20 protein-coding genes are annotated in these 18,001 nt (G+C 61.8%); 10 read left to right on the top strand and 10 right to left on the bottom strand.

What is annotated here, in order from left to right:
- Positions 1–42 precede the first annotated feature (42 nt).
- Entirely contained in the window at positions 43–951 is a 909-nt protein-coding gene (locus HFO71_RS24510; RefSeq protein WP_077979452.1) for a CHAD domain-containing protein, read from the bottom strand.
- A complete protein-coding gene (locus tag HFO71_RS24505; RefSeq protein ID WP_077979453.1) occupies positions 929–1,417 on the bottom strand; it encodes a CYTH domain-containing protein in 489 nt (162 codons plus the stop codon). Before HFO71_RS24505 ends, HFO71_RS24510 begins: the two co-directional genes overlap by 23 nt.
- A gap of 154 nt (positions 1,418–1,571) precedes the next feature.
- Between HFO71_RS24505 and HFO71_RS24500 the strand changes: the two genes are divergently transcribed.
- From HFO71_RS24500 to HFO71_RS24485, 4 genes are all read left to right on the top strand, one after another.
- The gene (locus HFO71_RS24500; protein WP_003543005.1) at positions 1,572–2,210 is read left to right on the top strand and encodes a 2-dehydro-3-deoxy-phosphogluconate aldolase; all 639 of its coding nucleotides are present in this window, start codon (positions 1,572–1,574) and stop codon (positions 2,208–2,210) included.
- 110 nt (positions 2,211–2,320) lie between these two features.
- On the top strand, positions 2,321–3,040 hold the full coding sequence (locus tag HFO71_RS24495) for a tellurite resistance TerB family protein (protein WP_077979454.1): 720 nt from the start codon (positions 2,321–2,323) through the stop codon (positions 3,038–3,040).
- Between the two features lie 64 nt (positions 3,041–3,104).
- A complete protein-coding gene (locus tag HFO71_RS24490; protein WP_131661244.1) occupies positions 3,105–3,800 on the top strand; it encodes a GNAT family N-acetyltransferase in 696 nt (231 codons plus the stop codon).
- Entirely contained in the window at positions 3,797–4,003 is a 207-nt protein-coding gene (locus tag HFO71_RS24485) for a hypothetical protein (protein ID WP_017962148.1), read from the top strand. The genes HFO71_RS24490 and HFO71_RS24485 overlap by 4 nt, the downstream gene beginning before the upstream one ends.
- Before the next feature lie 2 nt (positions 4,004–4,005).
- On the opposite strand, the gene HFO71_RS24480 is transcribed toward HFO71_RS24485, so the two are convergent.
- The 3 genes from HFO71_RS24480 to HFO71_RS24470 form a co-directional block, all read right to left on the bottom strand.
- Positions 4,006–5,082, bottom strand: a complete 1,077-nt coding sequence (locus HFO71_RS24480; protein WP_077979455.1) for a nickel/cobalt transporter — start codon at positions 5,080–5,082, stop codon at positions 4,006–4,008.
- Positions 5,076–5,717 carry a DUF1007 family protein gene (locus HFO71_RS24475; protein ID WP_065281302.1) on the bottom strand — a complete coding sequence of 214 codons (642 nt, stop codon included), beginning with the start codon at positions 5,715–5,717 and terminating at the stop codon, positions 5,076–5,078. Before HFO71_RS24475 ends, HFO71_RS24480 begins: the two co-directional genes overlap by 7 nt.
- A gap of 136 nt (positions 5,718–5,853) precedes the next feature.
- Positions 5,854–6,747, bottom strand: coding sequence for a LysR family transcriptional regulator (locus HFO71_RS24470; RefSeq protein ID WP_077979456.1), 894 nt, complete (start codon positions 6,745–6,747; stop codon positions 5,854–5,856).
- 528 nt (positions 6,748–7,275) lie between these two features.
- On the opposite strand from HFO71_RS24470, the gene odc2 reads away from it, so the two are divergent.
- The 4 genes from odc2 to HFO71_RS24450 all read left to right on the top strand — a co-directional run bounded on the left by odc2 (position 7,276) and on the right by HFO71_RS24450 (position 11,692).
- Positions 7,276–8,409, top strand: coding sequence for an ornithine/lysine decarboxylase (gene odc2 / locus HFO71_RS24465; RefSeq protein ID WP_025396064.1), 1,134 nt, complete (start codon positions 7,276–7,278; stop codon positions 8,407–8,409).
- A gap of 94 nt (positions 8,410–8,503) precedes the next feature.
- Positions 8,504–9,094, top strand: coding sequence for a GNAT family N-acetyltransferase (locus HFO71_RS24460; RefSeq protein ID WP_077979457.1), 591 nt, complete (start codon positions 8,504–8,506; stop codon positions 9,092–9,094).
- 265 nt (positions 9,095–9,359) lie between these two features.
- The gene (locus HFO71_RS24455) at positions 9,360–10,388 is read left to right on the top strand and encodes a serine hydrolase domain-containing protein (protein ID WP_025396063.1); all 1,029 of its coding nucleotides are present in this window, start codon (positions 9,360–9,362) and stop codon (positions 10,386–10,388) included.
- 146 nt (positions 10,389–10,534) lie between these two features.
- Entirely contained in the window at positions 10,535–11,692 is a 1,158-nt protein-coding gene (locus HFO71_RS24450) for a GGDEF domain-containing protein (RefSeq protein WP_025396062.1), read from the top strand.
- 96 nt (positions 11,693–11,788) lie between these two features.
- On the opposite strand, the gene cysE is transcribed toward HFO71_RS24450, so the two are convergent.
- From cysE to HFO71_RS24425, 5 genes are all read right to left on the bottom strand, one after another.
- Positions 11,789–12,607, bottom strand: a complete 819-nt coding sequence (gene cysE, locus HFO71_RS24445; RefSeq protein WP_131641706.1) for a serine O-acetyltransferase — start codon at positions 12,605–12,607, stop codon at positions 11,789–11,791.
- A 120-nt stretch (positions 12,608–12,727) separates the two neighbouring features.
- Complete coding sequence (locus tag HFO71_RS24440) at positions 12,728–13,222, bottom strand: GNAT family N-acetyltransferase (protein ID WP_221988546.1); 495 nt, start codon at positions 13,220–13,222, stop codon at positions 12,728–12,730.
- A gap of 14 nt (positions 13,223–13,236) precedes the next feature.
- Positions 13,237–14,226 (bottom strand): WD40 repeat domain-containing protein, encoded by a 990-nt coding sequence (locus tag HFO71_RS24435; RefSeq protein WP_018243596.1) that lies wholly within the window; start codon positions 14,224–14,226, stop codon positions 13,237–13,239.
- Positions 14,226–15,323 (bottom strand): CobW family GTP-binding protein, encoded by a 1,098-nt coding sequence (locus tag HFO71_RS24430; protein ID WP_077979463.1) that lies wholly within the window; start codon positions 15,321–15,323, stop codon positions 14,226–14,228. Before HFO71_RS24430 ends, HFO71_RS24435 begins: the two co-directional genes overlap by 1 nt.
- A gap of 148 nt (positions 15,324–15,471) precedes the next feature.
- Positions 15,472–16,260 (bottom strand): creatininase family protein, encoded by a 789-nt coding sequence (locus HFO71_RS24425; protein WP_221968304.1) that lies wholly within the window; start codon positions 16,258–16,260, stop codon positions 15,472–15,474.
- An 85-nt stretch (positions 16,261–16,345) separates the two neighbouring features.
- Here HFO71_RS24425 and HFO71_RS24420 point away from each other — a divergent pair, with 85 nt between their 5' ends.
- A complete protein-coding gene (locus tag HFO71_RS24420) occupies positions 16,346–16,858 on the top strand; it encodes a MarR family winged helix-turn-helix transcriptional regulator (protein ID WP_025396056.1) in 513 nt (170 codons plus the stop codon).
- Positions 16,859–16,975: 117 nt separating this feature from the next.
- Positions 16,976–17,998, top strand: coding sequence for a LacI family DNA-binding transcriptional regulator (locus HFO71_RS24415; RefSeq protein WP_003542973.1), 1,023 nt, complete (start codon positions 16,976–16,978; stop codon positions 17,996–17,998).
- Positions 17,999–18,001: the final 3 nt, after the last annotated feature.

The raw sequence follows: 18,001 nt of genomic DNA, 5'->3' as shown, positions 1-18,001 counted from the left end.
TCGGCGGGCCGCGCAATTGCCTTCGCCAGTGGCGGCCTTCTCTCAGTTTCCAGTCATCAACCAGAGAAGCTCGATGCGCTGGGCTTCCTCGTCGGCATCATCGGCGAAGACCGCTTCGGCTTTGACCAGCGCTTGCCGACGCTCTTCCTGCTGGCGGAAGATGATGATGTCGAGCAGATGCGCCAGGTCGTCATTGCGGGTGAAGAGCTGCGGTTCGGCCTCGACCAGTTCGGAGAGCACGGTGAGATCGTGGATGTGGCCGAGATCCTCGACAAGTTCCTTGGCCGCATAGCGCTTGGCCTTCATCGCGCCCGGCCAGACGTCACGCAAAAGCGCATGGTAGAGCCGATAGTCGTAGGTGCGTTTGCGCAGATCGTGGAAAACGTCGGCCGTTGCCTCGCCATGGCAAGCCGCAAGCGCGGTCTTGGCCTTCCGCGCCGTGCGTCGCCAGCTCTTTGCCAGCATGCGGGCATTCTTGCGGTGGCCGCCATCAAAGGAGACGGCATCCAGGGCGGTGATCGCTTCCTTCAGAACGTCGGAGGTTTCCGCGAGCCGCTGTTCCAGGCCGCTTTCGGCCTGCACCATCCAGTCACGGCGTCCTTCGAGAATGGTGACGATGCGGCCGAGCGCCTCGCTCTCCTCTTTTCCGCGGGCTGCGTGCTGCAGATATTCCGCGGTGCCGATGAGGGCGGCAGCGTCGCGGATCGCCGAAAGCGAGCGTGCGGTATCGCGCAGCCTCGCATTTTCCTGGGCCTGAAAATCCGGCACCTCGCGGGCCACGAGGCGGTAGAGCGAGCGTAGCCGTTTCAGGTTCTTGCGGAAAGAATGGATCGCCTCATGCGCGCCGTCCGGGCGTTCCTCAAGGATGGTGACGGCGCGTTCCAGCTGCTCCGTCGCAACGCTGCGGAATGCCTTGGTGAAATCGGCGTCAGGCCGAATGCGATAGGCCATGCCTGTCGTGCCCGTATTCTGTGGCAAGGGCCTGGTTGGAATAGCGGAAATCGCCGGTCACTTCGCGGCCGAGCCAGGTGGGCAGGGCCGGATCATCGGTTTCTGCCGTCATCTCCACCTCGGCGATCACCAGTCCGCGATGCTCGCCGGTAAAGACGTCGACTTCCCAGACGAAGTCCTCATGCGGAACGCGATAGCGCGTCTTCTCGATGACGACGCCGATCGCGTTCTGCAACAGCTCTTCGGCATCGGCGATGGGGATGTCATATTCGAATTCGTCACGAGTGATGGCGCTGCGGCCGATCTTGATCGTCAGTTTCGCCTTCCTGCCGTCGAGGATGCGCACCCGGACGGAGCGGTCTTCCATCGAGGCAATATAACCCTGCCTGAGGACAGACTTCGTCTCGACGGCGGAACGCCATCCATCGCTGCGTACAAGAAACTTCCGCTCGATCTCTTTCGCCATACCGGTGAACCTTTTGTGACGATTGCGGCACGGTAGCCCAATTTCCACGCATTTCATACCCTTCTCGATATGCGGTCCGGTTTTATCTCGACAAGGTTCCGCGGGGGCGTTATTCGGGGTCCGAATTCAATCGTTTCAAGGAGGTCGCGCGACCATGGGCGAGAAAACAGAGAAGCTCCTTTCCATCCTGAAACTCCAGCCTGTCGTTCCGGTCTTGATCGTCGACGATGCGAAGACGGCGGTGCCGCTGGCCCGTGCGCTCGTCGCGGGCGGCCTGAAGGCGATCGAGATCACCATGCGCACGCCGGCGGCGCTCGAGGCGGTGCGCGCCGTCGCCGCAGAGGTCGAAGGCGCCGAAGTCGGCGCCGGCACGATCCTTAATGTCGCCCATTGGGAAGCCGCCGTCGAGGCCGGTTCGAAGTTCATCGTCAGCCCCGGCACGACGCAGGAGCTGCTCGATGCGGCTGCGGATTCCGACGTGCCGCTGCTTCCGGGGGCTGCGACCGCCAGCGAAGTCATGGCGCTGCGCGAAGAAGGCTACCAGGTGCTGAAATTCTTCCCGGCCGAGCAGGCTGGCGGCGCCGCCTATCTCAAGGCGCTGTCCTCGCCGCTTGCCGGCACGCTGTTTTGCCCGACCGGCGGTATTTCGCTGAAGAATGCCAATGATTATCTCTCGCTGCCGAACGTCATTTGCGTCGGCGGCTCGTGGGTGGCGCCAAAGGAACTGGTCGCGGCCGGCGACTGGGCCGGCATTACCAAGCTCGCGGCAGAGGCGGCGGCGCTGAAGGCCTGAGTTTCGGCAAGGGCGGGTGAGCCTCACGGCTCAATCCCGCTTCCCAAGTTTGTATTTCAACCGTCGCAAACCTATGTTCTTCTCCAGCTTCAACAGGGAGATGACGAGGAATGTTCGACGCAAAAAAGCTTCTCGACCAGTTCTTGGGTTCGCAGGTGCCGGGTCTCGGCGGCTCGGTCCGCGACAGGGCGGGTGATGCCGTTCAGACGGCCAGGAACAATCCGATGAAGACCGGCGCCATTGCTGCCGCGCTCCTCGGCACCAAGACCGGCCGCAGTATTGCCGGCAATGCACTGGCGATCGGCGGTCTTGCCGCGATTGCCGGCCTCGGTTACCAAGCCTACAAGAATTACCAGGCCGGGCAGGCCCCCGCTGCCCCTTCCGATGCACCGTCCGCCAATAATCCGGTGCTTCTGCCGCCGCCTGCCGAATCCGGTTTCGGGCCGACGTCGCCTGCCGGCAGCAATGAATTCGCCCTGGTGCTGATCCGCGCAATGATTGCCGCCGCCAAGGCCGATGGCCATATCGACGATGCCGAACGCGCCCTCATCATGGAGAAGGTCAAGGCCGCCGATGTCAGCGGCGAGGCTGCGGCCTTCATCGAGCATGAACTCGCCTCGCCGACGGATATCGATGCGCTCGTGGCCGCCGCGGTGACGGAAGAACAGCGCGTCGAGATCTACACCGGCTCGCGGCTCACCATCGAGCCGGATTCACGCGCCGAGCGCGGTTATCTCGATCTGCTTGCCGGCCGCCTCGGCCTTGCCGACCAACTGGTCGACCATATCGAGGCGACGGTATCCTCCGCCAAGGTGACCTTGTCACAGTGACATCTAGGCCGGTTGCCTTTGTCGGGCGGCTGGCCTATCCACTCTTCCGAAAAGGGGAGTGAACATGCGCGATCTTGCAAATTTCAAGGGCTGCCCGGCGCCGAAGCCGGTGACGCTGAAGGGCCGTTTCGTCACGGTTGAACCCTATCGGCGCGCGGAACATCTCGAGGCGCTGTGGGACGGGCTCGGCGGCATGGGCATCAACCCGCTGCTTCTCTATTTCGCGCAGGACGATTTCTCCGGTATCGACGATTTCGCCAGCTGGCTGGAAACCGTCAATACCAAGTCCGGCTGGCTCACCCATATCTTCCGCGACAACGCCACCGGCAAGATTGTCGGCATGGCGAACTACATGCGCGCCGACCCGGCAAACGGCGTCGTCGAGATCGGCGGAGTGGCGCACGGGGCCGAGATGAAGCGGTCGCCGCTTTCGACCGAGGCGCATTACCTGATGGCCAAGCACGTCTTCGAGGATCTCGGCTACCGCCGCTACGAATGGAAATGCGACAATAAGAACGAGGCGAGCAAGACGACGGCCGCGCGTTACGGCTTCAGCTTCGAAGGGGTCTTCCGCCAGCACATGATCTCCAAGCATCGCAACCGCGACACCGCCTGGTTCTCGATGATCGATGCCGAATGGCCGGTGATCAACGATGCCTTCGAAGCATGGCTTTCCCCCGCGAATTTCGACGCCGAGGGCAATCAGATCCGCCGCCTGCAGGATATCCGCGCCGATCTCGAAAAGGAAAGGCTCGTATGAGCCCGGAAAGCCGCTCGCAGGCGACCGCCGCCGGCATCATCCTGCTTAGCGCTGCCCTCGTCATCTACTTCCTGCCGACCATCGTTCTGTGGATCGGCAACTTCTCGCCGACGTTGGCGATCGTCGTCGGCGTCTGCCTGATCATGGCGTTTTTCGCTGTCTTCTGGTTGCGGGCGCGTTACCAGCGCAGCCGGGGGAAATAGGTTTAACCCTGCAGCGAGGCCCCAAGCAGCAGGGCACCCATCAGCATGACGAGCACGGCGCCGAGGATTTCGATGGCATTGCCGACCCAGATCGAGGCGGTCGAGCCGCGTCCGGAGAGGCGGACGGCCGCGCTCTTGGCAGTGACGGCAAGTGTGGCAAGTAGGGAAACGGTAATCGCCGTGCCGAGCGACATGGCGACGATCGACAGCACGCCGCCGAGATAGAGCCCGTTCAGCAGTGAGAAGGTCATGACCAGCAAGGCGCCGGAACAGGGGCGCAGACCGACGGCAACGATTGCCGACCAGGCCTCGCGGACGCTGAACTTATCGCCGCCGAGCAGGGCCGGGTCGGGCACGTGGGCATTGCCGCAGGTCTCGCAGACCATGCCGGGAACAAAGGTGTGGCCGGCTTCGACAGCCTGCGCCTTGCCGTTGAAGGCATAGGCCTGGCGTTCGGCTGCATTATCCTTCCAGTCGAGCATCATGCTGACCGGGCCGGCAGGCGTCGCCATCAGCCGGCGCCGTGGCATATTGCCGGCTATCGAGCGCAGTTTGCGAAACAGCAGCCAGCCGCCGAACAGGATGACCATGATGAAGCTGGCGATCTCCATCGCGTGGGTCGCTGCCGTCAGCGTGATGCCGGTGCCGCGCAACACCAACCAGGCGCCGCCGACCAGCGCTACCGCCACCACGCCCTGGATGAAGGCCGAAATGAAGGAAATCATCACGCCGCGCTTCAGCTCGATCTCGTTGGCAATCATATAGGAGGAGATGACCGCCTTGCCGTGGCCCGGGCCGGCTGCATGGAAGACGCCGTAGGCGAAGGACAGGCCGATCAGCGATGCCAGTTGCCATGGGTCTTGACGCATCGCCTTTAAGGCGCCGGTCAGCGCCCGGTAGAAGGCCTGCTGTTCATAATTCACATAGAGCAAAAGCGGTGCGAGCGGACCGCCGGTCGGCTGGAAGCTCGGCTCCGCCGTGCCGATGCCAAGCGGAGATTGCGCATGGGCGAGACTTGCCGCCGCTAGGAGCGCGAGGACGACTGCGCAAAAAATGAGGGGCAGGCGTTTTGTCAGCATGTGACCTCCAGCCGGGTGGCGAAGAGTTTGGACATGTTGGTGCCGGTGGGATCGTTGAAGAAAGCGTCCGTCAGCGACTGTTTGTTTTCCGATATCACCTGGTCGGCATCGGGCCGCACTACCTGATGTTTGCAGGCCTTGAAGCCGTCTCCGACGATCGCGAGCTCACCGTCCGTGGGAAAGTCGATCGAGGTATAGAGCGTCGGGTCATAGACGCCGAAGCTGAGCCTGCCCTTGAGTGGCATCTTCTCCACCGGCTTCACCGCAAAGAACATCAGCAGTTGACCTTCCTTGTAGTCGACATGGATGATGTCAGGCTTCTGGACGGTGATGTTCTTCCCGTTGATCGTCAGGTTCATGTAGTAATCGTAGTCGGCAAGCGACTGCTTCACCGTCTTTCCGACCTCCGCGAGCTCGTTCGGCTCCAGCTTCAGGTCGGTGTTCTTGTCGAAATCCATGACGACGGAGGACGAAAAGACCTCGTCGAAGCGCCAGACATTGCGCAGCTCCTCGACACTGCCGTCCTTGCCGGCCACGACTTCGAGGCGCGCTTCCACGAAGATGTGCGGATGGGCAAAGGCGGCGGCCGGCGCCAGCGAAAGAAGCGCCGCCATCAGTATCGTTGAATGTTTCATCTATTCCGCTGCTCTGTTCGGTGACCCTGACTTCTTGCCAGAAATTGGGACGGAATTGGGACGGGCTTCACTGGCGGTTCCCCGATCGTCGCCGATCGTCTCAGCCATGTGGATCAACATGGAACCTGTTGTCGCATCATGGGTGCTTCTTGAACCAGTTGTGCAGGTAATCGACGAAAATCCTCACCTTGGCCGGCAGGTAGCGCCGGTGTGGGTAAACGGCATAGATGCCGCGGTCGGTGGGGATGTAATCGTTGAACAGGGTCACCAGTTCGCCGCTCTCGATTGGCTTGCGGGCGATGAAATCCGGGATGAAGGCTACGCCGATGCCGGCCAGTGCTGCGCGTAATGTCGCATGCGGGCTGTTCACCTCTATCGGTCCGGAAACGGCAACTGCGAACGAGGTGTTGTCGGGATTGTGGAAGCGGATGCTCGCCTGGGTGCGCGCATTGGTATCGACGATGAAGGGGACGCTGGAAAGGGCCGCCGGGTGATCGAGATCGGGATAGCGCTCGAGAAATTCAGGGGTGGCGCAGATATGGATGCGGAAATCCGAGATCTTGCGGGCGATCATGCCGGAATCTTCGAGCTTGGTGATGCGGATCGCCACGTCGAAGCCTTCCTCGATCAGATCGACGAACCGGTCGTCGGCGGCGATCTCCAGCGAAAGGTCCGGGTTCTCCTTGGCGAAGTCGATCAGCGACTGGCCGACATCGGCATCGACGAAGGTGCGCGGCACCGAGATGCGCAGCCGTCCCTTGAGCTGCGCATTGTTTTCACGCACGAGATCGGCGAGGTTGTCGATCTCCTTCAGGATATCGGAGGCGGTGCGGTAATAGGTATGGCCGGCCTCGGTCATCGAGAACTGACGGGTGGTGCGGTTGAGCAGCAGCGCACCGAGCTCGTCCTCCAACTCGCGCACATATTTGGAGAGCAGCGCCTTCGAGCGGCCGGTGCGCCGTGCCGCAGCGGAGAAGCCTTCGGCCTCGACGACATCGATGAAGGCGCGTATGCGGGTCAAGGTATCCATGGCACCCCTCAGGCTGTTTCGGAATGTTGAACAAATTGGCTCGTCTTGTTCAATAATTTTTTTAGCCCCAAGATCAAAAAATCGCTTGATTATGAAGGCGAATATTCTTATTTCCCACTCAGCCCAAAGTCGCACGTGCCCATGGGTGTCCGCCGAACCCTCGAATTGGTGAGGAAATCGGTAAGGTACCTGGAATTAACCCCTCCAGTCGCTATTCCGGCCAACCGGAAAATGCGAGGACGCCTGAAGCAACGACGGTGCGGGCCTTTTTGTTCTCTCCCTGCTTTCCATCAGCGGGGGTTACTGAAGAGGCACACCATCATTGCCGGAAGTGCGGTTGGGATTCTCCCTCCAATCCATGGCAGACAAAGCCGAACTTACACCGCATCGCGGCGTTGGTTCACTATCTGCGCATCGAGCGCTTGCTATGGTTCCGGGGTCTCCACCGGCTGGTTCCAATGCGAGCTATCGTATGCCCTTTGTCCTCCGGTTCATGCCGGAGCTCTGGAATTGGAAGAGGGAATCGATATGACCACTCAGCGCATCCGCGACTTTCTCGCAACCCGACGTCCCGATGGTCCCTGCCTCGTGGTTGACCTCGACGTCGTTCGCGACAATTTCCACGCCTTCCGTCACGCCATGCCGGACAGCGCCATCTATTATGCCGTCAAGGCCAACCCGGCTCCCGAAGTGCTGAAGCTGCTTGCAGGCCTCGGCTCCAATTTCGATTGTGCATCCGTTGCCGAAATCGAAATGGCGCTCGAAGCCGGTGCGACCGCCGCCCGCATCTCCTATGGCAACACGATCAAGAAGGAACGTGACGTTGCCCGCGCGCATGCGCTCGGCGTCAGCCTCTTTGCCGTCGATAGCCACGAGGAAGTCGAGAAGATTTCGCGCGCCGCTCCCGGCGCCCGGGTCTTCTGCCGCGTGCTCACGGATGGCGAAGGCGCCGAATGGCCGCTGTCGCGCAAGTTCGGCTGCGTTCCGCAGATGGCTGTCGACGTCCTCGTCTACGCCCATCAGCTTGGCCTTCAGTCCTATGGCGTCTCGTTCCATGTCGGTTCGCAGATGACCAAGGTCGATGCCTGGGATTCGGCGCTCGCCGATGCCAAGCGCGTCTTCGTATCGCTTGCCAAGCAGGGCATCCACCTGCAGATGGTCAACATGGGCGGCGGCTTCCCGACCAAGTACCTGCGTGACGTTCCGTCCGCTGAAGCTTACGGCAAGTCGATCTACCAGGCGCTGCGCACGCATTTCGGCAACCAGATCCCGCAGACGATCATCGAGCCGGGCCGCGGCATGGTCGGCAATGCCGGTGTCATCAAGGCGGAAGTCGTTCTGATTTCGAAGAAGTCGGACAATGACGATGCCCGCTGGGTCTTCCTCGACATCGGCAAGTTCGGCGGTCTCGCCGAGACGATGGATGAAGCCATCCGCTATCCGATCCGCACGGAACACGACGGCGACGAGATGGAGCCCTGCGTCATTGCCGGTCCGACCTGCGATTCGGCCGACGTGCTCTACGAGAAGAACCTCTATCCGCTGCCGATCTCCCTTTCGATCGGCGACGAGGTCCTGATCGAAGGCACCGGCGCCTATACGACGACCTATTCGGCGGTCGCTTTCAACGGTTTCGACCCGTTGAAGTCCTACGTCATCTAAGGTCGTTTCCGCCGGCCCCGTAACCAGCCGGGGCGGCAACTTCACAATCTTCCTTCATCGCCGCTGATAACGGTATTGGGTACGGGAGGCCAAGATGGCCGCTGTTCTTGATTCTGTCCGCGCATTCTTTGCGCCTACCACTTTCGCCATCGACGCCGAAAATCCCTCGGATGTCGTTGCGCGTGAAAACCTGCTCGACCGCGTCATGGGCCCGGATCGCCGCAAGAAGTCGTCGGAGAAGATCCGCCGCAACCGCGTCCCGGCCGAGGGCCTTGCGCTCGTCGCGCGCGATCGCGACGGCCATGTCATCGGCTCGGTGCGGCTCTGGAACATCGAGGCCGGCGTCAATGACGAAGGCACGCCGATCAATGCGCTGCTGCTTGGACCGCTCGCCGTTGCGCCCCATCAGGGCGGCAAGGGCATCGGCTCGGCGCTGATGCGTGCGGCGCTTCTCGAAGCGAAGAAGCGCGGGCACGGCGCCGTCCTGCTCGTCGGCGATGCTGCCTATTACGAGCGCTTCGGCTTCTTTGCCGAAAAGGCTCGCCATCTCGTCATGCCGGGTCCGTTCGAACGCTCGCGCTTTCTGGCGCTCGAGCTCACGGACGGCTGGCTTGGCGGCGCGGCCGGCATGATCGTCCCCTCGGGACGCATGCTGACCGGTGCCCCGGTTCGCCGCGCAGCCTAGAACGGGATTGGGCCGGATCGGCCTGAAACGTCACGCGGAGCCGTAAGGCTGCTCCGACCGGCCGGCCAGGTTGAGAATTTTTCCCCCGGCTGGCAATATCCGCGCCGTTTGACCACGCAGGCAGGCGGGCCTGGTGTGGTTGCGGCGCGGATTGTCTTTCTGGCATCAAGTTTCGAAAAGGCGCCGGCAGCACGCGGAAACACAATCGCGTGAAAAAGGGCGCCGGCAGGCGAACATATCGCGGCGATATCCTATCTTGCGTCGCATGATCCGCCTTCTTTCCCTTCTGCTTTTCTTCTGCCTGCCACTTGCTGCAACGGGGCCGGCGGCTGCCCAGAGCACGGCTTCCGGCGTCGGCGGGCTTGGCCCGCGTCTCGATCGCGCGGCGAGCGACCCCGCGATGAGGCCTCTCAAGACGGTGATTGTCGCTCGCGACGGACGCGTGCTCAGCGAACGTGGGTTCCACGGTCATTCGCCCTCGGAATCGACCAATATCAAATCCGCTTCGAAGTCGATCATTTCGGCGCTGGTCGGTATCGCCATCGACAAAGGCCTGTTGACGGGGCCGGACCAGAAGATCGCGCCGATCCTGAAGGCCGATCTTCCGGCAGCACCAGACCCGCGCATCAACGACATCACCATCGGCAATCTTCTCTCCATGCAGGCGGGGCTCGATCGCATGTCGGGGGCGAACTACGGCCGCTGGGTCTCCTCGCGCAACTGGGTGCGCTTTGCGCTGTCGCAGCCTTTCGTCGATCAGCCCGGTGGCGAGATGCTCTATTCCACCGCATCCACGCATCTGCTTTCGGCCATTCTCACCAAGGTCGGCCGGCGGCCGACGCTGGTGTTGGCGCGCGAATGGCTGGGTCCCGTCGAAGGTTTCCGCATTGGCGCATGGGAGCGCGATCCGCAGGGCATCTATCTGGGCGGCAATCAGATGGCGATGAGCGCCCGGTCCCTGCTTGCCTTCGGTGAACTCTACCGCAACGGCGGCAAGACCGCCAACGGCCGCCAGATCGTCCCTGCCGACTGGATTGCCCAGTCGTGGCAGCAGCGCACCAACTCGCGCTTCTCGGGCGACGAATATGGCTATGGCTGGTTCACGCGGCAGATCGGCGGCGAGCAGGTGCATTTCGCCTGGGGATATGGCGGGCAGATGCTCTACATCGTGCCGTCGCTCGATCTCACCGTCGTCATGACCTCGGAAGAGAGCGGTCCGTCTGCCCGAAGCGGCTACAGGGATTTGCTGCACGGTCTGTTGGCGGACATCATCGGCTCGGTGCGTGCCGCCTGACGACAGGGCCGCGCGTCTTTCAGACGCGCTGTAGGACTTTGAATTATGCAGCGGCGAAAAACCCCGATCGTTAAATTTTTAGCGAAGGCTCCAATCAAACCGCAAAACGCTTCCTGTAAGTTCCGCGAGAATTTCGGGAAAGCGCCATGCTACTGGATCTCAGGACGATCTATTTCATTGTTGCCGTGAGCTGTTTCGTGCTGGGCGTTCTCCAGCTTGCAGCCTATGCGACGGGTCGCTTCGAGAGGTGGCCGCTCTGGTGGGGCTTGAGCAACCTTCTTGTCGGTGTCGGCTCGTTTCTCGTCGCGCTGCGCAATCTCGTTCCCACCTCCGTCTCGATCGACGGCGGCAATATCGTCACCATCGCCGGCTATATGCTGATGTTCTTTGCCGTGCGCGTCTTTTCGGGACGAGCGCTCGACCAGCGCACTTTCTGGCTTGCGATCATGCTCGTCAGCGTTCCTGTCGTCCTCATCGTCAGCGATCCATCGGCAGTCTCGGCGAGGCTCCTCTACGTCTCCGTCATCTGCTGCCTCTGCGATCTTGCCGTTGCAAGGGAGGCGATCGGCATTGTCCGGCGCGAGAGGCTTTATTCGGCAGCCTTGCTTGTCGGCCTCTACACCTGCACTGCCGCGATCTTTGCGGTTCGCAGCATTCTCGCGGCGACCGGTGAGATCGGCGGGCCGGATCCCTTCGGCGGCAGTGCAATTCACAGCTGGATGGCGGTATCGGCGGTCGCCTTCATCATGCTGCGCAGCATGGCCATGGTGCTGATGGCCGCCGAGCGCAGCCGAAATCAGCTGACGGAACTCGCTCACCACGATCCGCTGACCGGCGCGCTCAATCGCGGCGGCCTTGCCCAGCATCTGCCGGCTCTCGGTTCCCAGCCGGTATCGCTGCTGATCATCGATATCGACCATTTCAAGCAACTGAACGACAGGCATGGCCATGCTGCCGGTGACGACATCCTGCGGCTTTTCGCCAGTGTTTCGAGAGGCATCATGCGCTCCGGCGACCTGCTCGCCCGTCAAGGCGGGGATGAATTCCTGGCGGTGCTGAAAAACGTTTCCCTGGAGGAGGCGATGGCGATTGCCGAGCGCATCCGTCTCGCTTTCGCCGCTGCCGTCATGCAGCGGGCGGATCTGGCCGTCTTTCCGACGCTGAGCATCGGCGTTGCCGCGCGTGCGGAAAGCGGTGGAGATTTTGAGCGGTTGACGCAGAAGGCGGACGAGGCGCTCTACCGTTCCAAGCGCGAAGGCCGCAACCGGGTCGAAGCCTTCGGGGAGAATCAGCAGGCCGCGTAGGAACGGGGCGAATGTTCCTATGTCGAAGCGGCTCTATCTTTTTGCCTTTGCGCAATTCCGGACGCAAAACCGCTACGCACTTTTGCTGGAATTGCTCTAGATATTCTGGTCCATCGTCTCGGCCGGGATTTCGTCGGCGCGGTGGATGCGCACGACCGTTGCCGGCACGCCGGCAACCGTGCAATGCGTGGGAACCGGTTTGAGCACGACGCTGCCGGCGGCGACCTTGCTGAAGGCGCCGATTTCGATATTGCCGAGGATCTTGGCGCCCGCGCCGATCATCACGCCGTGGCGGATCTTCGGGTGGCGGTCGCCGGTCTCCTTGCCGGTGCCGCCGAGCGTGACGTTCTGCAGGATAGACACTTCATCCTCGATGACAGCCGTTTCGCCGATGACGATGCCCGAACCGTGGTCGAGCATGATGGATGCGCCGATCCGTGCCGCCGGATGGATATCCGGGCCGAAGACCAGCGAAACGAGATTGGCGAGCCAACTGGCGATCTCCGGACGGCCGGCGATCCAGAGCGCATGGGCGATGCGATGCGTCTCAAGCGCATGAAAGCCCTTCAGGTTGAGAAGCGCGTGCAGAAATGTCGTGCAGGCCGGATCGCGCTCGCGCACGGCGATGAGATCGGCCTCGACCTTCCGCATGATATCGTCATCAAGTGTGGACAGGATGAGATCGAACAAATCACCCGTTTCCACCTGCGCTACGGAGAGCCGCGCGGCCAGCACGCGGGCGATGATCTCATCGTTGTTGGCAGTGTCCGTTACCTGAGCGGCAAGCAGCTGCCGCAATATCGGCTCGCGCGCGGCGAACTCGGCCGCCTCGGCGCGGATCACGGTCCAGACGGATGCGTCGGCCAAAGGCTGCGGCTGTTGCCCGGCTAAACCGAGGCGGGTGGATTTCGACATTTCCGTTTCCTCTGTCAGTCACGGCAGCGGAAAGCGCTTCCTGCTCGTGGTTCATGTTTCGCCCGGGCACGGCGTTTGGCAAGCCCCGATATCCTACGGCCTTGAGTCCGATAGCGTATTCTAACCGGATGGCTGCGGGCGAGGAGTCAGCTCCGGAAGCCGGCGCCAATGATAGAGCACATCAGGCTCCCGCTCTTCGTTGTCGGCGCCAACGGTCTCCTTTTCAGCGGTAAAACCATGCCGTTCGTAGAAAGCACGAGCGCCTGCATTACGCTTAAACGTCCAGAGCCTGATCTCGTTCATCTCCTCCTTGGCGCAGCCGAGGAGTGAAGAGCCGATGCCCATGCCTTGGAAACCCGGGAGAACGTAAAGCTGCTCTATCCAGTTGTCGCCATGGGCGATGACACCGACGAGCTGGTTTCCCAAGGTGGCGCCGAGGATGGAGCAATTCGGCAGCAGATGCATGCGCCAGTACTGCTCCTCTTCCTCAGGCGTATGCACATCCGGCAGCCAGGGCAGCCGTTGCCACAGGGCGACACGTCTGATTCCGGCCGCGGCTTGCATGTGATCGGCGGTGAGCGCCATGATTTCGGGTTCCATCAGGGCGTCGTCCATGCCGGCAACGGGCCTCAAGCCGAAATATCGATGACGCCACAATCGCCGGCTTCCGAGCCGAAGGCGAGCAGCTTGCCGTTTTTGCTCCAGCTCATCGCTGTGATCGCACCCTTGCCGGGTCGGCGCAGCAGCGCTTCCTTGCTGTCGGCGATGCGCACGGCCAGGATCATGCCGTCGATGAAGCCGATGGCGAGGATGTCCTCGAGCGGATGGAATTTCACTGCGGTTGCCATGATATTGGCGCGGGTGCCGAGCTCCAGCGGCGCCTTGCCCATCGGCCCGTCCTTGCCCTGGAAGGGCCAGACGATTGCCGCAGGCGCGCCTGAAGACGCGAGCCACTTGCCCTTGACCGACCAGGAGAGCGATTTCACCTTGGAGGGATAGCCGGTCATGCGCATGTGGCGGGCTTCGGTGCCGGGCTTGATGTCGAGCTTCCAGCCGTGCAATGCGTTTTCCTGCATCGAGGTGACGAGGAAATTACCATCAGGCGAGAAGGTGACGCCGGTATGCGCACCCTTCCATTCAAGATCGACCGGCTTGGCATTCATGCCGATCCAGTGCAACGACACACCGTTGTAGCGCGCGGCCGCGATGCGCAGGCCCTTCGGCGCAAAGGCAAGACCTTCGACGGTGCGCTCTTCGGGGAATTCCTTGGTCGTGCCATCGGCAAGGCGCACGAGCGAACTCTTGCCGTAGGAATAGGCAACGGCGCCCTGCGGGCCGGCTGCCACCTGCGAAATCCACTTGCGCGGCGCGGTCGCGATCTCGCTGACGCTGCCGTCGGCGGCAATGCGCAGCACCTTGCCGTCCTCGCCGCCCGAAATCAGGCTCTCGCTGTAGGGGTCGCGGATCGCGGTTAGCATGCCCTGGTGGGCTTCAGAAACCCTGTCGCCGCCGTCCAGCCGGTGGAATGTACCGTTTGCGCTTGCGAAGAAGGGAACATCACCTAAAAATTCGACGGCCAGAACGTGGCCGTCGAGATCAAGCGGTGCAACTGTCGGCATCAGGCGGCTGCCTCGCATGCCTTGAAGGAGGTTTCGAGCTTCTCGCGGTCGAGTTCGCGGCCGATGAAGACGAGACGGCTCTCGTGCTTTTCGCCTTCCTTCCACGGCCGCTGGTGATCACCCTCGATGATCATGTGCACACCCTGAACGACGTAACGCTCGGGATCGTCCTTGAAGGCGATGATGCCCTTGAGACGCAAAATATTCGGCCCCTGCGTCTGGGTGATCTTCTGGATCCAGGGGAAGAAACGCTCCGGGTTCATCTGACCGCCGCGTAGCGACACCGACTGCACCGTCACATCGTGGATCGCCGACATCGCGCCATGGTTATGGGCGCCATGGTGATGATGGTCGTGGCCGTGATGATCGTGATCATGGTCATGATGGTGGTGGTCGTGATCGCAATCGGGGCCGCAGACGTGGTCGTCATGGCCGTGCTCCAGGAAATGCGGATCGTTTTCGAGCGCGCGCTCCAGGTTGAAGGCGCCCTGATCGAGCACGCGGGCGAGGTCGACCCCGGAGCGGCTGGTCTTGTAGACGCGGGCGGCCGGGTTGATGGCGCGGACGATATCCTCGATCACATCAAGTTCTTCCGGGGTCACCAGGTCGGTCTTGTTGATGATGACGACGTCGGCGAAGGCGATCTGGTCTTCGGCCTCGCGGCTGTCCTTCAGGCGCAGCGGCAGGTGCTTGGCATCGACGAGGGCGACGACGGCGTCGAGCTCGGTCTTGGCGCGCACATCGTCATCCATAAAAAAGGTCTGGGCGACCGGCACTGGGTCGGCAAGGCCGGTCGTTTCGACGATGATGCCGTCAAAGCGGCCGGGGCGGCGCATCAGGCCTTCGACGACGCGGATCAGGTCGCCGCGCACCGTGCAGCAGACGCAGCCGTTGTTCATTTCGTAGATTTCCTCGTCCGACTCGACGATCAGGTCATTGTCGATGCCGATTTCGCCGAACTCGTTGACGATGACCGCATATTTCTTGCCGTGATTTTCGGAGAGAATGCGGTTGAGCAACGTCGTCTTGCCGGCGCCGAGATAACCGGTGAGCACGGTAACGGGAATGGGCTTCTGGGTGGAGATCGCGTCGGTCATGAGAACCTCTAGGATTAGGCGTGCGGCCGAGCGGCTTGGGATCGGCTGCTTGAACGGTTGGTCTCATATAATGGCTTGAGCGTGGCAGTTCAAAGGGTTTTATAATGTTATAAGATCACATCGTCTGGCCGGTGCAGATGGCCCATATTCACCTGAGTTGCGCGACATCGAATGCATCGACATCGCTCAGCAATTCCATCAGTCCTTTTACCGCATGGGCAATCAGCGCCTCACCTTTTTCTGCCGTCGCAGCCGCGGCATTGCCCGCCACGCCTTGCCTGTTGAGATCCGACATCTTCCAGCCGAAGGCGTGCGGCCCGTAGGCGCGCAGATGCTTGAAACGCTGGGCGAATTCCGTCTGTCGCGAGGAAAAGTCCGCCGCCTTCGCCATATCAACCTTGTCGGGATGAAGGGCCAGCATCACCGAGGTCTCGATATCGCCGCCATGGATACCGATCGCCTTTTCCTCCGGCGTGACCAGGCCATCCGGCACGCCGAAACGGGTCCAGCTCGTCGCCACCGCCAGCATGGCAAAGCGGACCCGCGCCTCGGTGGCGACGATTGATATGACGGGCGAATTGCCGCCATGGGCGTTCAGCATCACGAATTTGCGGATGCCCTGCTTTGCCAGGCCTTCGGCGATGCCGAGCCAGCGGTATACCGCTTCGTCGAAGGCAAGCGTCTTCGTTCCTTCAACATCCATATGCTCTATGGAATAGCCGATGGATTCGGCGGGCAGGAAGGTGACCGGCAGGCCAGCGGGCAGGGCCATCTTCAATCGCCCGGCGATGCCTTCGGCAATCAGTGTGTCGGTTTCGAAGGGCAGGTGAGGGCCGTGCTGTTCATGGGCGCCGAGCGGCAACACGGCAATCAGACGGCGCCCGTCAGGTGCAAAGGCCGGGTTGCTGTCCTCGAAGCGCGGCGAAGGTGTCATCATCCGGTCGTTGCCTCTTGTTTATGACGAGATCCTGAGCAATGTCATATCGCAGCGGCGTCGGGGCTTAAAGATCAAAGGGATGGCTATGGGAAAGAAGCACAAGGACGGCAAAAAGAACAAGTCCAAGAAGAAGGACCAGACCGAGTATACGCTCGTCGATCTCTCTCCGGCGCTCACCCAGGCGGCGCGTTCCATGCGGACGGTGCTTTCGCGCAACCTGCTTGAAAGCGGGCTCTATGCCGGTCAGGACGGCGTCATTCTCTCGCTTGCCGAGAGCGACGGCATGACGGCAGGCGGTCTTGCCCAGAAGCTCGGGGTCAAGGCGCCGACGATGACGCGCACGATCGGCCGCATGGAGGCGCAGGGATTTCTCGAGCGCAAGCCCGATGCGGAAGATGCGCGCCTCACCAAGGTCTATCTCACCGAACTCGGCCGCGGCAGCGTGCAAGGGATCGAGATGGCGGCCTCGGCCTGCGACAGGCTGGCGACGCAGGAGTTCTCCGAGAAGGAAATTCGCAATCTCGTCCGACTGCTGAAGGCGATCGATGCCAATCTGCAGGCCGAAGCCATTCATATCGAAGAACCGGACGAAGACTGAAATTTCCCCGAAAGACGAATTGCTTCCATCGATTAAATCTTTTAATTAAACATTTTAAGGGCCGCGCCGGTTTGACGGCGGGGTCTTGCTGCTTGCGTGCTGCCTGGAGGAGGACACGTGGTCCAGAAGATCAAGCTTTCGACAATCGCCGAAACGCTCGGCATTTCAACGGCGACCGTATCGCTTGCCTTACGCGACAGTCCGCTCGTCGCCGGCAATACCCGGGAGAAGATCAAGGAACAGGCGCGCGCGCTCGGCTATATCTACAATCGCCGTGCCGCCAGCCTTCGGACCTCCCGCTCCGGCATCATCGGCGTCGTCGTGCACGACATCATGAACCCCTTCTACGGGGAGATTCTGAAGGCAATCGAAAGCGAGCTCGATCGTAGCCGCCACACCTTCATCCTTTCCAACCATTACGACAATGTCGAAAAGCAGCGCACCTTCATCGAGACGCTGCTGCAGCTCGGCGGCGACGGCGTCATCATGTCGCCGGCGATCGGTACGCCGCCGGAAGACGTGCAACTGGCGGAAGACAACGGCATGCCGGCGATCCTGGTCGCCCGCTCGATGGAAGGGCAGGACCTGCCGACCTATCGCGGCGACGACAGCTACGGTATCTCGCTTGCCACCAACCACCTAATCGGCCTCGGTCATCGCTCGATCGCCATGATCGGCGGCACGGACCAGACATCCACCGGCCGCGACCGCTACCAGGGCTACGTCAATTCGCTCCGCAAGGCCGGCATCGAGGTCGATCCGAACCTGCGCATTCCCGGTCCGCGCTCGAAACAGGGCGGTTTCGAGGCTGCAGTGCATTTCCTGTCGCTGCCGCAGAAGCCGACCGCAGCCGTCTGCTGGAACGATCTCGTGGCGATCGGCCTGATGAACGGCATTGCGCGCGCCGGCCTGGTGCCGGGACGCGATATTTCCGTCACCGGCTACGACGATCTCGAGGAGGCCTCGATCGCTACGCCCGCGCTAACGACCGTCTGGAACGGTCAGGCCGAGGTCGGGCGTCTGGCCGCCCGGGCGCTGCTTGATCGCCTTGCCGGCAGCCATGAGCCTGACGGTATGCATCTGATCAAGCCGGAAATGCGCATTCGCCAGTCTACCAGTCCCCATCGGCCGCGCGCCTGAACC

Origin of the sequence: Rhizobium laguerreae (assembly GCF_019778565.1) — a bacterium.
In the GTDB taxonomy this organism is placed as follows: Bacteria; Pseudomonadota; Alphaproteobacteria; order Rhizobiales; family Rhizobiaceae; genus Rhizobium; species Rhizobium laguerreae.
This window is presented reverse-complemented; position numbering and strand designations above follow the sequence as displayed.